Annotated in this window: 12 protein-coding genes; 8 read left to right on the top strand and 4 right to left on the bottom strand. The window is 72.0% G+C overall.

Features of this window, described 5'->3' with window-relative positions:
* Positions 1-24: 24 nt before the first annotated feature.
* Positions 25-1,011: an aldo/keto reductase gene (locus ACGFZA_RS27905; RefSeq protein ID WP_393682656.1), complete on the bottom strand. Its 987-nt coding sequence runs from the start codon at positions 1,009-1,011 to the stop codon at positions 25-27.
* Positions 1,012-1,210: 199 nt separating this feature from the next.
* Between ACGFZA_RS27905 and ACGFZA_RS27900 the strand changes: the two genes are divergently transcribed.
* Entirely contained in the window at positions 1,211-2,029 is an 819-nt protein-coding gene (locus ACGFZA_RS27900) for an SAM-dependent methyltransferase (protein WP_393682654.1), read from the top strand.
* Entirely contained in the window at positions 2,026-2,859 is an 834-nt protein-coding gene (locus tag ACGFZA_RS27895; protein WP_393682652.1) for an alpha/beta fold hydrolase, read from the top strand. The genes ACGFZA_RS27900 and ACGFZA_RS27895 overlap by 4 nt, the downstream gene beginning before the upstream one ends.
* Here ACGFZA_RS27895 and ACGFZA_RS27890 read toward each other — a convergent pair.
* Positions 2,856-3,338 carry a GNAT family N-acetyltransferase gene (locus ACGFZA_RS27890; protein WP_393682650.1) on the bottom strand — a complete coding sequence of 161 codons (483 nt, stop codon included), beginning with the start codon at positions 3,336-3,338 and terminating at the stop codon, positions 2,856-2,858. The genes ACGFZA_RS27895 and ACGFZA_RS27890 overlap by 4 nt on opposite strands.
* Before the next feature lie 49 nt (positions 3,339-3,387).
* Here ACGFZA_RS27890 and ACGFZA_RS27885 point away from each other — a divergent pair, with 49 nt between their 5' ends.
* The gene (locus ACGFZA_RS27885; protein ID WP_385278950.1) at positions 3,388-4,203 is read left to right on the top strand and encodes an exodeoxyribonuclease III; all 816 of its coding nucleotides are present in this window, start codon (positions 3,388-3,390) and stop codon (positions 4,201-4,203) included.
* A 364-nt stretch (positions 4,204-4,567) separates the two neighbouring features.
* A complete protein-coding gene (locus ACGFZA_RS27880; RefSeq protein WP_393682648.1) occupies positions 4,568-7,597 on the top strand; it encodes a BTAD domain-containing putative transcriptional regulator in 3,030 nt (1,009 codons plus the stop codon).
* A 228-nt stretch (positions 7,598-7,825) separates the two neighbouring features.
* Here ACGFZA_RS27880 and ACGFZA_RS27875 read toward each other — a convergent pair whose 3' ends face one another.
* The gene (locus tag ACGFZA_RS27875) at positions 7,826-8,464 is read right to left on the bottom strand and encodes a MerR family transcriptional regulator (RefSeq protein WP_385279129.1); all 639 of its coding nucleotides are present in this window, start codon (positions 8,462-8,464) and stop codon (positions 7,826-7,828) included.
* 194 nt (positions 8,465-8,658) lie between these two features.
* On the opposite strand from ACGFZA_RS27875, the gene ACGFZA_RS27870 reads away from it, so the two are divergent.
* The 4 genes from ACGFZA_RS27870 to ACGFZA_RS27855 all read left to right on the top strand — a co-directional run bounded on the left by ACGFZA_RS27870 (position 8,659) and on the right by ACGFZA_RS27855 (position 12,344).
* Entirely contained in the window at positions 8,659-10,185 is a 1,527-nt protein-coding gene (locus tag ACGFZA_RS27870) for a flavin-containing monooxygenase (RefSeq protein ID WP_393682645.1), read from the top strand.
* The gene (locus tag ACGFZA_RS27865) at positions 10,182-11,123 is read left to right on the top strand and encodes an alpha/beta fold hydrolase (RefSeq protein ID WP_393682643.1); all 942 of its coding nucleotides are present in this window, start codon (positions 10,182-10,184) and stop codon (positions 11,121-11,123) included. Before ACGFZA_RS27870 ends, ACGFZA_RS27865 begins: the two co-directional genes overlap by 4 nt.
* Positions 11,120-12,025, top strand: coding sequence for an SDR family oxidoreductase (locus tag ACGFZA_RS27860; protein ID WP_385278942.1), 906 nt, complete (start codon positions 11,120-11,122; stop codon positions 12,023-12,025). The genes ACGFZA_RS27865 and ACGFZA_RS27860 overlap by 4 nt, the downstream gene beginning before the upstream one ends.
* An 88-nt stretch (positions 12,026-12,113) precedes the next feature.
* Positions 12,114-12,344 carry a hypothetical protein gene (locus ACGFZA_RS27855; RefSeq protein ID WP_393682641.1) on the top strand — a complete coding sequence of 77 codons (231 nt, stop codon included), beginning with the start codon at positions 12,114-12,116 and terminating at the stop codon, positions 12,342-12,344.
* Positions 12,345-12,529: 185 nt separating this feature from the next.
* Here ACGFZA_RS27855 and ACGFZA_RS27850 read toward each other — a convergent pair whose 3' ends face one another.
* On the bottom strand, positions 12,530-13,093 hold the full coding sequence (locus tag ACGFZA_RS27850) for a TetR/AcrR family transcriptional regulator (RefSeq protein WP_393682639.1): 564 nt from the start codon (positions 13,091-13,093) through the stop codon (positions 12,530-12,532).
* Positions 13,094-13,207 lie beyond the last annotated feature (114 nt).

The following is a 13,207-nucleotide window of genomic DNA, read 5'->3' as shown; positions in this document are numbered from 1 at the left end:
AACTGAGGGTCCGGGCCCCGCGCCTCAGTGCGCCCCGTCCAGGCGCGCCCGCTGTTTGTCCGTCAGCTCCAGGTCCACGGCCGCGAGGTTCTCCTTCAGCTGGGCCACCGACGACGCCCCGGCCAGCGGGATCACCGGAAGCCGGCCGCCGATCTGCCAGGCCAGGACGACCTGGTTGATGCTCGCCCCCGTCTCGGCGGCGACTTCGCGCAGGACGGCGAGGCGGGCGGGGGTGCCCGGGTGGTCGTAGTCCTCGGGGAGCGGCTTGTCCGGGCGGGTGTACGCGCCGGCGAGCAGCGGGGAGTACGCGACCAGGGTCAGGTCCGGCTCGGCGCGCAGGTAACTGAGCAGCTCCGGCCCGGCGTGGCCCAGGCTGCCGTCCTCGAAGAGGGGGCTGGGGACGTCGAAGCGGGGGCGCAGGTGGCTGTGCTGGTACTGCAGCACCTCGTAGCCGGGGAGCCCGGCGGCGGCCGCGAGCGCCCGGGCGCGTTCCACCCGCCAGGTGGCGTGGTTGCTGGCGCCCAGCAGCCCGACCGTGCCCGCAGCGCTCAGCTCCCCGAGCGCCTCGACGGTCTCGGCGAGCGGGACGGTCCGGTCCTCGATGTGCGCGTAGAGCAGGTCGAGCTTCTCCACCCCGAGGCGTTCCCGGCTGCGTTCGACGGCCTCGTGGACCGCCTTCGCCGACAGGCCCTCCGGGTTGTCGACGAACCCGGTGCCGGGGGCGAGCGGTTCGGCGCCCAGCTTGGTGGCGATGACGATCTCGTCCCCGATGCCGCGGCTGCGCCGCCACGCGCCGAGGAGCCGTTCGCTCTGGCCGCCGAGGCCGCCCTCGACCCAGTACGCGTAGTTGTCGGAGGTGTCGATGAACGTACCGCCGGCTTCGACGAAGTGGTCCAGGATCGCGAACGAGGTCCGCTCGTCGGTGACCGACCCGAAGAGCATCGCGCCGAGCGCGAGGACGCTCACCTCGCGGCGGGTGGCGGGATCTGTGCCGATGGTGCGGTACTTCATGACGTTCCCCTCCGGTTCCGGTCACCGTCGTTCGGCGGCCGTGGAAGGGAGTGTGCTTGTTGAAGTGCGCTTCAACGCAAGGGCGGTGTACGGGCGTCGGAGGTATCGGCGCGGTCGCCCGGGGCCGGGTGGCGGCCACCGTCGCCTACGCTGAAAGCGTTTACCCGCTCGTGAAGTTCTCCGCACCAAGGAGCGTCCTGTGACGACAGGAATACCTCAGCCCCAGCCCGAGCCCCAGTCCCAGTCCCAGCCCCGGATCGACACCAGTAGGCCCCATCCCGCCCGTGTCTACGACTGGTTGCTCTGCGGCAAGGACAACTACCCGGTGGATCAGCAGGTGGCGGAGAGCCTGCCGGAGGAGGCGCGCGGGAACGCCGCGCGGAACCGGGCGTTCATGCACCGGGCCTCCGCCTGGCTGGCGCGCGGCGGGATCGACCAGTTCCTGGACATCGGTACAGGCATCCCCACCGAGCCCAACCTCCACCAGATCGTCCAGGCGATCACGCCGACGGCCCGAATCGTCTACGCGGACAACGACCCGATCGTCCTGCGCCATGCGGAGGCGCTCCTCGTCAGTACGCCGGAAGGCGCCACGGACTACCTCCACGCCGATGTGCGGGAGCCGGAGGCGATCCTCGAACGGGCCAGGAAACTCCTGGACTTCGACCGGCCCATCGCCCTGTCCCTCATCGCGCTGATGCACTTCATGCCGGACGACCAGGACCCGTACGGCATCACCCGCACCCTGGTCGACGCGCTGCCCACCGGCAGTTACCTGGTCCTCTCGCACGGCACCGCCGACCAGCACCCGGAGCTGAAGCAGGAGACCGAGACGGCGTACAAGAAGGGCGCCATCGCGCTGCGGATGCGTACGCGCGCAGAGGTCGAGCCGTTCTTCGAGGGGCTGGAGCTCGTCGAGCCGGGGCTCGTCCCCGCGACCGAGTGGTACCGGGAGGAGCCGGCGCCGGTCGTCGAGCGCAGTGGTTTCTACGTGGGTGTCGGGCGCGTGGTCCGGTGAGCGCCCGGTTCACCGCGGAGGACGGCACGGTGCTCGCGTACGACGACCTGGGGCCGGCCGGGGAAAAGCCGCCCGTCGTCCTCGTCCACGGGCACCCGTTCAACCGGACCATGTGGCAGCCGCAGACCGAGGCGCTGGTCACGGCCGGATACCGGGTGGTCGTCCCCGATCTGCGGGGGTACGGGGACAGTGGTATCGTCCCCGGCCGCACCCTGCTCGCGGACTTCGCCGGGGACATCGCCGCGCTGCTGGAACACCTGGGCATCGCACGGGCCGTCGTCGGCGGGGTGTCCATGGGCGGTCAGATCGCCATGGAGTTCCACCGCGCCCACCCGGACCGGGTGGCGGCGCTGGTCCTGTCCGACACGTCACCGGTCGCCGAGACGCCGGACGGCAAGGCGTTCCGTAACCGCCTCGCCGATCGGCTGCTCGCCGAGGGTATGGGCGGGTACGCGGACGAGGTGATCGACAAGATGCTGGCCCCGTACAACGTCACCGGGCTGCCGGACGTCGCCGCGCGGGTGCTGCGCATGATGCGGAACACCTCTCCCGAGGGGGCGGCGGCCGCGCTGCGGGGCCGGGCCGAGCGGCCCGACTACCGCGACTCGCTCGCCGGGGCCGATGTGCCGGTCCTCGTCCTCGTCGGCGCGGACGACGTCTACACGCCCGTCCCGGAGGCCCGGCTCCTGCACGGGCTGATCCCGGGCGCGGAGCTGGTCGTGATCGAGGGGGCCGGTCATCTGCCCGGTGTGGAGCGGCCGGAGGCGTTCAACGACGCGGTGGTGCGGTTCCTGGCGAAGGCGCTGGCCCAGGACCTCGACAGGCCTTAGGGGCGGAGCGGCTTCGCGAAGCAGCGGCTGCTGTCGTACGTCCGGTAGTGGCCGAACTTCTCGCAGGGTGTGTAGCCGCTGGAGAGGTAGAGCGCGATCGCCTCGGGCTGCTGGTCGCCGGTCTCCAGCACCATGCGGGTGCGGCCCGCCGCGTGGGCGTCGGCCTCCAGGGCGGCCAGGATGCGGCGGGCCAGCCCCTGGCCGCGGCCCTCGGCTATCACGAACATCCGCTTGAGCTCGGCGTCGCCGTCCGAGTAGCCCTCGGCATTGCGCTCCTGCGAGCGCCAGCCGCCGGTGGCCACCGGGCGGTCCGACGCGTCGTAGGCGAGCAGGTACAGGCCGTGCGGCGGGTCGAACATCGTGGCGTCCAGCGGTGTGATGTCGCCCTCGTCCCCGTAGCGCTCGGCGTATTCGAGCTGCACGAGATCGTTGAGTTTGACGGCATCGGGGTGATCGTACGGACGAGGCTGGATAAGCATGCAATAGATGGTACATGTATGCGGGCTACCGGGTCGGTATCGTGCCGGAATGCTCACTGTGACCACCGTGAATGTAAACGGTCTCCGCGCCGCCGCGAAGAAGGGCTTCGTCGAGTGGCTGGCGCAGACCGACGCCGATGTGATCTGCCTCCAGGAGGTGCGGGCCGAGGCGAAGCAGCTGCCCGAGGAGGTACGTGAGCCGGAGGGCTGGCACACCGTCCACGCCCCTGCCGCCGCCAAGGGCCGGGCCGGGGTCTCGCTCTACTCCCGCCGGGCGCCCGAGCGCGTCCAGATCGGGTTCGGAGGCTTCGCGGGCGAAGGCGGCGAGGAGTTCGACACGAGCGGGCGGTATGTCGAGATCGACCTGCCGGGCGTCACGGTCGCGAGCCTCTATCTCCCCTCGGGCGAGGTCGGCACGGAGAAGCAGGAGGAGAAGGAGCGCTTCATGGCGGCCTTCCTGCCCTACCTCACCGGCCTGAAGACGCGCGCCGCCGCCGAGGGCCGCGAGGTCGTCGTGTGCGGCGACTGGAACATCGCCCACAAGGAGGCCGACCTCAAGAACTGGAAGGGCAACAAGAAGAACTCCGGCTTCCTCCCCGAGGAGCGGGAGTGGATGACGCGGGTCTTCGGCGAGGCCGCGTACGTCGACGTCGTGCGCTCCCTGCACCCGGACGTGGAGGGTCCCTACTCGTGGTGGTCCTACCGCGGGCGCGCCTTCGACAACGACACGGGCTGGCGCATCGACTACCAGGTGGCCACCGCCGGGCTGGCGGCGAAGGCCGTGAAGGCGTACGTCGAGCGGGCCGCCACCCACGAGGAGCGGTGGAGCGACCACGCGCCCGTGACCGCTGTGTTCGACCTGTAGGGCGGTGGCGGGGGAAGCCTCTGTCCGGCTGTGCCGCCGGATGCCCGTGCCGCCCGACGGTCGTGCCGCCGGACGGCTGTGCCGCCGGACGCCCGTGCCGGCCCGTCCACCGAGAGCGCGGAACGCCGTCTCCCGCCCGGCGTTCGTCGCGCCCCGGAGGGCCGGCCGGGCCCGGGGGCGGTCGCCCCCCTCCTCGGGCGCGGGAGCCGGGCCGCGCTAGGTTGGCCGCGTGCTTCAACAGACCACCGGCGGTAGCCTCCGCGGCGACACCGTGCGGCCGGCGCCGCCGGTGCGGCGCCGAGCCGACCTGGCGGTGCCGACAGCAACGCGTGCCTGCCGCAAACCGACGGACGGGTGACACCGCTTGGAATTCCAGCTCCTGGGCCCCGTCGTGGTCTCGTGCGACGGCCGCCCGCTACCCCTCGGCTCGCCGAAGCAGCGATGTGTCCTGGCCGCGTTCCTGCTGGCCCCGGGGGTCACACTCTCCACCGATCATCTGATCCAGTGCGTATGGGGCGACTCCCCGCCCCCCACCGCGCGCAGCACGCTCCACAGCTACCTCGCCCGTCTGCGGGGCGCCCTGTCCCCGCAGGACGACGACACGGTGGGGATACATCGCCGGGCCGGCGGCTACCTGCTCACGGCCCCGGCCGCCGACGTCGATCTGCACCGCTTCCGGAGTCTGACCGCGAAGGCCCGCACCGCCGACAGTGATACGGAGGCGGAGCGGATTCTGGACGAGGCGCTGGACCTGTGGCACGGCGAACCGATTTCCGGCATAGCCGGCACCTGGGCCGAAGCCGTACGCGCCCGCCTGGAGCAGGAGCGGCTGGCCGCCCTGCTGGACCGCGTCGACCACCGCCTCGCCGTGGGCGAGCCGGCCGGCCTCACCGAGCAGTTGCGCGGTCTCGCCGCCGAACATCCGTGGGACGAGCGGCTCGCCGCCCAGCTCATGACCGCGCTGTTCCGCTCCGGCAGGCAGGCCGAAGCGCTTGCTCACTACGCATCGTTCCGGCGGAGCCTGGCGCAGGAGCTCGGAGTCGACCCGGGCACCGCCCTGCGGCACCTGCACGAGGCGATCCTGCGCGACGCCCCGGAGCTGGGAGCGGCCCCTGCCCGGCCCACGGCGGCCGCCACGGGCGACGGACAGCGCGACTGGACCGTTCAGTATCAACTCCCCTTCGCAGTGCCCGGGTTCGTGGGCCGTGATGAGGCGGTACGGGAACTGGAGTCCCTGCTGACGGCGGCGGCGCAGGGTGAACCCGCCGCGCCGGTCGTCATCACCGGCACGCCCGGCGTCGGCAAGACGGCGATGGCGGTGCACCTCGGTCATCGGCTGCGGCCGGTCTTCCCGCACGGGCAGTGGTACGTGCGGCTGCTGGGCGCGGGCGACCGGCCGCGCGATCCGTCCGAGGTCCTGGCGGCCCTGCTGCACGCCTCCGGCCTGGACACGGCCGCGATTCCGGAGGCGCTGGACGACCGGGCCGCCGTCTTCCGCGGCCGGCTCGCCGGCCGCCGGGTGCTCATCGTGCTCGACGACGCTGCGGACGCCGAGCAGGTCCGGCCGCTGCTGCCCGGTACGGCGGGGGCGGCCGTGCTGATCACCAGCCGTCCCGAGCTGCGCGGTCTCGGTGTCAGCCATGCCGCGCACGCCGTACGGCTGCAGGTACTGGACCCGGACGAGGCGCACGCCCTGCTGTCCGGCGTCCTCGGTGAGGGGCGGGTGGCCGCGGAGCCGGAGGCGTCCCGGCGGCTGGCCGAGCAGTGCGCGCGGCTCCCTCTGGCCCTGCGGATCGCCGCGGCCAATCTCGCGGCCAGGCCGGGACGGTCGCTGGAGGCTTACACCGCCGACCTGGACGGGGCGGGACGCCTGGCGAAACTCTCCATCGCCGGTGACCGCCGGGCCGCGGTCCGCACCGCCTTCGACCACTCGCTCGCCGTCCTGGATCCGGCCGCGGTCCGGCTGTTCGCCCTGCTCGGCCTGCACCCCGGGCCGGACTTCGGCGCGGAGGCCGCCGCGGCTCTGCTGGGGGCCGAACCGGCGGCGGCCGAGGAACTCCTCGATGTGCTGGCCGACGCGAGCCTGCTCCAGCGCACCGCGGCCGACCGCTTCGTCTTCCACGACCTGCTGCGGCTGTACGCGGCAGAGCACGCCGCGGCGCAGCCCGCGCACGAGGAGGCGTGGCAGCGGCTGTGCGACTGGTATCTCGCCACGGCCGAGGCCGCCACCGCCTTCGAGTACACGGGTGTCGCCCAGCTGCCGCGGGAGCGCGCCGCCTCCGGACGGTTCGCCGACCGGAGGCAGGCCCTGGGATGGCTCGACCAGGAACTCACGAACCTGGTCGCCGTGGTCGGCGGCGCTGCCGCGACGGGCCCGCCGCACATCGCCTGGCAGATCGCCGACCAGCTGCGCATGTACGTCTACTACCGTCACCACAGGGTCGAATGGAAGGCGATAGCCACCGCCGGTCTGCACGCCGCCGAGGCCGCGGGTGTTCCCCTCGCGCGGGCGGCGATGCTGCAGAGCCTCGGCGTTCTGGGCCACCACACCGAGGACCAGGGAAGCAACCTGGACCACTTCCTCGGCGCCCTGGCGGGGTACCGGAGCGCCGGCTTCGTCCCTGGCGAGGTGAGCGTCATGTCCAACCTGGCCGTCTACTACGGGCGTCGCGGTCAGATGCGTGAGGCTGGGGAATGGCAGCAACGCGGTGTGGATCTGTTCCGCGACCTCGACCGCCCGGTGCTCCTCGGTATCTCCCTCAACACGATGGCCCTGATCCACTCCTACCTCGGGGAGCCGGAGCAGGCGATCGAGCGCGCGAGTGAGGCCATCGAGCTCGCCCTGGGACACGGGCAGCCGATGGGCACCATCAGCCCGCTGATCAACCGGGCCATAGCTCACCACGGCCGGGGGGATTACGAGGCGGCGCTCGCCGACGGAACCCGGGCGTTGCGGCTGTCCCAGGAACACGCCAAGCGCCGCAACGAAGCGGACGCCCACGAGATCCTCGCGCGCGCACACCGTGACACCGGCCGCCTCGACCTGGCCCGCCCGCTGGCCGGGAAGGCGCTGGCGTTCGCCCGTGAGACGGCGGACCCCACCGCGCTGATCGACTGTCTGATCAATATCGGTGAACTGTCGCGTATCAGCGCGGAGTTGCCCCAGGCGGTGGCGTGCTTGGAGGAAGCACTGGAGATCGCCGGCCGCTCCGGCTTCCGGCATCAGGAGGCGGAGGCCCGGACCGTCCTGGCCCTGGTGCGGTACGCGGAGGGGGACGCCGAGGCCGCCGTGGAGCTGGCGGAAGCCGCCCTGGCGGCGGCCCGGGAGCTGGGTCTGCGGCCGGTGGAGCACCGGGCCCGCACCGTCCTGTCGGCGGCCCGGGGGCCGGGGTGAAGCGGGAACCCCCGTGCCTCGCTTCACCCCGGCCCCTGCTTCAACGGTTCACGAACGACGGGCGGGGTGAAACGGGAACCCCCGTGCCTCGCTTCACCCCGGCCACGACCGCCCGCTCCCGCGACACTTCCAGTGCCCTGATGCAAAAAACTTGCAGAACAGCTGCAGGCCGAGGCGCCTTTGCGGAGGGAGCCCTCCGGAGCAGCCGCCCGCACACCGTCCGGGCGGCTACCTCTCCTCCGCCTCCGGCTTCTCCTGCCGCAGCCGCCGGTCCAGGGCCATGGAGAGTTCCGCGTCCACCACCGCGCGCGCCAGTGGGCGCAGTTGGGGTGGTTCGGCCTCCGTGCTGTGGGCGCGCAGCGTCGTGACGAAGAGGTCGGCCAGGGCGTCCGCGTGCTCGCGGACCCGGCGGCCGGAGGCGAGCACCTCGGCGAGCGGGACCCCTTCGCGTACGAGCTCGGCCGACACCTCCAGGAGGCGGCGGCTGATGTGCACGATCGCGTCGCCGTCCGTGCCGAGGTAGCCGAGTTCCATGGCCGTCGCCAGGTTCTCCGGCGTGGAGTCGTCCTTGAAGTAGTCCGCCAGCTGCTCGGGCGTGAGCCGGACCGGGGTCTCCTCGGTCGGTTCGCCCAGGCCCAGCACCTCGGCGACGTCGCGGCCGCTGTCGAAGGTGCGGGCCAGGTCGGCGATGCCGGTGAGGGTGTGGCCGCGCTCCAGCAGGCCGGTGATGGTGCGCAGCCGGGCGAGGTGGTGGTCGTCGTACCAGGCGATCCGGCCCTCGCGCCGAGGTGGCGAGATCAGGCCGCGTTCCCGGTAGAAGCGCAGGGTCCGGACGGGGATGCCGGCCTCCTCGGCCAGCTCCTCCATGCGGTATTCGCGGTGCTCGTGTCCTTCTGCCACCCCCGCACCCTACCGGCCTCGCCACGAGGGAGGCCGGTGCTTGTACCGCCGGTAACTTTCCCCCGTCGGATCCCTACCCATCGGTACGAAGCTGCTCTACTCTCCCAACAATGCCAGTGATTGCTGGCAGAGTCGTGTGACGTACCGCGGGAGGCGGCAGCATGGCCCAGCACGAGCATGTACGAGTGGCGGTGATCGGATCCGGATTCGGGGGACTTGGGGCCGCCGTCCGGCTGCGCCGCGAAGGCATCACCGATTTCGTGATCCTGGAACGGGCCGACTCGGTCGGCGGCACCTGGCGCGACAACAGTTATCCGGGCTGCGCCTGCGACGTACCGTCCCACCTCTACTCGTTCTCGTTCGCCCCCAACCCCGAGTGGCCGCGCACCTTTTCCGGGCAGGAGCACATACGCGCCTACCTGGAGCACGTCGCGGACACCTTCGGGCTGCGGCCGCACCTCAGGCTGAACCACGAGGTGACGATGATGCGCTGGGACAACGACGCGCTGAACTGGGTCATCGAGAGCGCCAACGGCACGACGGTCGTCGCCGACGTCGTCGTCTCCGCGACCGGCCCGCTCTCGGACCCGAAGACGCCCGACATACCGGGGCTCGCCGACTTCCCCGGCAAGGTCTTCCACTCCGCCCGCTGGGACCACGACGCCGACCTGACCGGCAAGCGCGTCGCGATGATCGGCACCGGCGCCTCCGCGATCCAGATCGTGCCGGCGATCCAGCCGAAGGCCGGCAAGCTGACCCTCTTCCAGCGCACCCCGCCCTGGGTCATGCCGCGGATGGACCGCGCGATCAGCGGTGCCGAGCGCTGGCTGCACCGCACGCTCCCCTTCACCGGCACCGCACGCCGCGGACTGCTGTGGGGCATACGGGAGTTGCAGGTCAGTGCCTTCACCAAGCACCCCGACCAGCTGGGCCTGATCGAGCGCATAGCCAAGTCCAACATGGCCCGGTCGATCAAGGACCCGGCGCTGCGGGCCAAGCTGACCCCCTCGTACCGCATCGGCTGCAAGCGCATCCTGCTCTCCAGCGCCTACTACCCGGCGCTCGCCCAGCCCAACGTGGACGTGGTCGCCTCCGGACTCAGCGAGGTGCGCGGCTCCACGGTCGTGGCGTCCGACGGTACGGAGGCCGAGGTCGACGCGATCATCTTCGGCACCGGCTTCCACGTCACCGACATGCCGATCGCCGAGCGGGTGGTGGGCGCGGACGGCATCACGCTCACCGAGGCGTGGAAGGACGGCATGCAGGCGCTGCGCGGCGCGAGCGCGACCGGCTTCCCGAACTGGATGACGATCATCGGCCCCAACACGGGGCTCGGCAACTCCTCGATGATCCTCATGATCGAGGCCCAGCTGAACTACATGGCCGACTACATGCGCCAGTTGAACGTGCTGGGCGGCCGCGTCGCACTCGACGCGCGCACCTCCGCCGTCGGGGCCTGGAACCGCCGGGTCCAGGAGCGGATGAAGCGCACGGTCTGGAACACCGGCGGCTGCGACAGCTGGTACCTGGACGCCAACGGGCGCAACACCACCGTCTGGCCGGGCACCACCGCCGAGTTCCGCACGGCGACGCGAGAGGTCAACCTCGCGGAGTACGAGGTCATACGGGTCCCCGCGCAACGGGACGCGAAGAAGACCGCCGCTGTCACCGAGGAGGTGGCGGGATGAGCCGGCCCCTGCGCGGCGCGCACCCCCGGCCGGTGCCCGTGCGCGAGCTGATGGCCGTCTCCGCCGACGGCTCCCGCATACACGTCGAGGTGCACGGACAGGACGGCGCCCCCACGGTGGTCCTGTCGCACGGCTGGACCTGCAACACCCACTTCTGGGACGCGCAGATCAGGGACCTCGCCGTCGACCACCGCGTCGTCGCCTACGACCAGCGCGGCCACGGCACCTCGCCCTCGGCGGGGCGCGACGGGTACAGCACCGAGGCGCTGGCCGACGACCTCGAAGCGGTGCTCGCCGCCACCCTCGCCCCGGGGGAGAAGGCCGTCCTGGCCGGGCACTCCATGGGGGGCATGACGATCATGTCCGCCTCGCGCCGGGCCGGGCTGCGCGAACACGCCGCCGCCGCCCTGCTGTGCAGCACCGGCAGCTCCCGGCTGATCGCGGAGTCACTCGTCGTGCCGATGCGCGCCGGTGCCGTGCGGACCCGGGTGACGCGTGCGATCCTCGGGGCGCGGGCGCCGCTCGGACCGGTCACACCGGTCTCCCGGCGCATCCTCAAGTACGGGACGATGGGAGCCGGTTCGGCCCCGGACCGGGTCGACGCCTGCGCGCGGATCGTGCACGCGTGTCCGCGGTCGGCCCGGGTCGCCTGGGGGCATGTGCTCGCGGACCTCGACCTCGACGAGGGCGTACGGGAGCTGCGGGTGCCCACCGCGGTGATCGCGGGTACCGGCGACCGGCTGACGCCGCCCGTCCACGCCCGGGCGCTCGCGGCGGCGTTGCCCGACTGCCTCGGTCTCACCGAGCTGGCGGGTATGGGTCATATGACGCCGGTCGAGGCGCCGGAGATCGTCACGGCGGCGATCCGGGAACTGGTGACCACGTACCTCCCGGTACGGGGTACGACCGATGTCGAGGGCAAGGAGGAGGTCGCATGAGCGGCAGGCGCAGTCTCGAAGGCCAGGTCGTCGTCGTCACGGGCGCGGCACGCGGCGTGGGTGAGCTGCTGGCGCGCAAACTCTCGGCGCGCGGCGCGAAGCTGGCGCTGGTCGGCCTGGAGCCGGACGAGCTGAAGAAGGTCTCCGAGCGGCTGCACGGGGACAGCGACCACTGGCACGCGGACGTCACCGACCACGAGGCGATGGCGCGGATCGCGCAGGAGGTCAAGGAACGCTTCGGGAAGATCGACATCGTCGTCGCCAACGCGGGCGTCGCCTCCGGCGGACCGTTCGTCGACTCCGATCCGGTGGCCTGGCGGCGGGTCATCGAGGTCAACCTGATCGGCGGCGCGGTGACCGGCCGGGCGTTCCTGCCGATCCTGATGGAGAGCCGCGGCTACTTCCTCCAGATAGCGTCACTGGCCGCGATCACCCCGGCCCCCATGATGACCGCGTACTGCGCGTCCAAGTCGGGCGTCGAGGCGTTCGCCCACAGCCTGCGGGCGGAGGTCGGCTACCGGGGCGTGAAGGTGGGCGTCGGCTACCTCTCCTGGACCGACACCGACATGGTGCGCGGCGCGGACGAGGACGACGTGATGCGGGAGCTGCGCCAGCGGCTGCCGTGGCCGTCGAACCGCACATACCCGCTGGGCCCGGCCGTCGACCGCATCGTGGCCGGTATCGAGCGGCGTTCCCCGCATGTGTACGCCCAGTGGTGGCTGCGCGGGATGCAGTCCGTGCGCGGCTACCTGCCGAGCCTGATCGGTGCGGTCGGCCAGCGGGAGATGAAGCGGTTCGGGCCCCGGCTGGAGGGCGTCGGCAAGGGGCTCGTGGGCGCCGGTGGTGCGGCTGACCAGGACGAACGGGCTTCGCGAGCGGCGACGGATACGCAGCGTAAGTGATCGAAATGCGTCGTATGTCCTGGCGTGTAAGTCTGGTCGAGGCCCCGACGGGGCCATCCCCAAGCACCCTCACATAGGAGTGAACAGCATGGGCATCGCCGACCAGTTCAAGGACAAGGCGCAGGACCTCGCCGACCAGGGCCAGAAGCGCATGAAGGACGGCAAGAACCAGGGCCAGGGTCAGCGCCAGGGCCAGCGTCCGGGCCAGGGTCAGGACCGTCGTCAGGACGCGTCCGACCGGGCCCGCCAGGCGTCCGAGCAGGGTCGCGACCGCGCCCAGGGTGCGGCGGACGACGTGCGGGAGCGCTTCGACCGTTGATGTCGCGCTTCTGAGCGTCGCGTGCTGAGGGGCGCACCCGGTTCGTTCCGGGTGCGCCCTTTTCGCGTGGATTCCCCGGGGGCTCTCGCGGGTCGGGGGAAGGGGGCGTCCCTCAGTCCTCGGTGATCCGGGGGTTCGCGGACAGGCGTTGCCCCGACAGCCCGAGAGTCAGGTGCCGTCTCCTGTCATCCCTGCGGGCTGACTCCCCGCAGGGTGAGGCCGAGCAGTCGGTGCGCCTCGGCGGCGGGGTTCGGGTGGTGTTCCGTGGCCAGGACGATTCCGGTGACCAGTGTGATCAGGTCGGCGGCGGTCACGTCCGACGCCACCGCACCGGCCTGCGCGGCGCGTTGGAGCAGCGGGTCGGCCGCCCCGGTGAGCTTCGCCGAGCAGCAGGCGTCGACGTGATCCGGGTCGTCCGTTCCGGCCAGGGTCAGCGCGTCGGCCAGGCCCCGCGCAGAGGAGGCGTACGCGGTGAGCCCGCCCAGCCAATCCAGCAGGGCGGCCCGGGCGTCGGGTGCCCCGGCCGACGCCGTGGCGCGGGCGACCAGGGCCTCGATCCGCTCGCTGAACACCGCCTCCAGCAGGGCGTGCCGACTGGGGAAGTGGCGGCGCACGGTGGCCGATCCGACTCCGGCTGTGCGGGCGATGTTCTCCAGGGAGGCGTCGGCACCCCGTGCGGCGACCTCCTCCTCGGCGACGGCGAGGATCCGCGCGTAGTTGCGCCGGGCGTCCGCGCGCTGGCCCGTCATGGCGTCATCTCCGGCCTTGCTAAGTGGTGGGGGCCTCCGTATCGTACCCAGGCATAAGTGGCGGGCCCCGCCATATATTCGCGTGCCACCACAGCGTGCCACTACCTGAGGAGC

Origin of the sequence: Streptomyces sp. NPDC048211 (assembly GCF_043202315.1) — a bacterium.
Taxonomy (GTDB): Bacteria; Actinomycetota; Actinomycetes; order Streptomycetales; family Streptomycetaceae; genus Streptomyces.
Note: the sequence above shows the minus strand (reverse complement) of the source record. Positions and strands in the feature narration are given on the sequence as shown.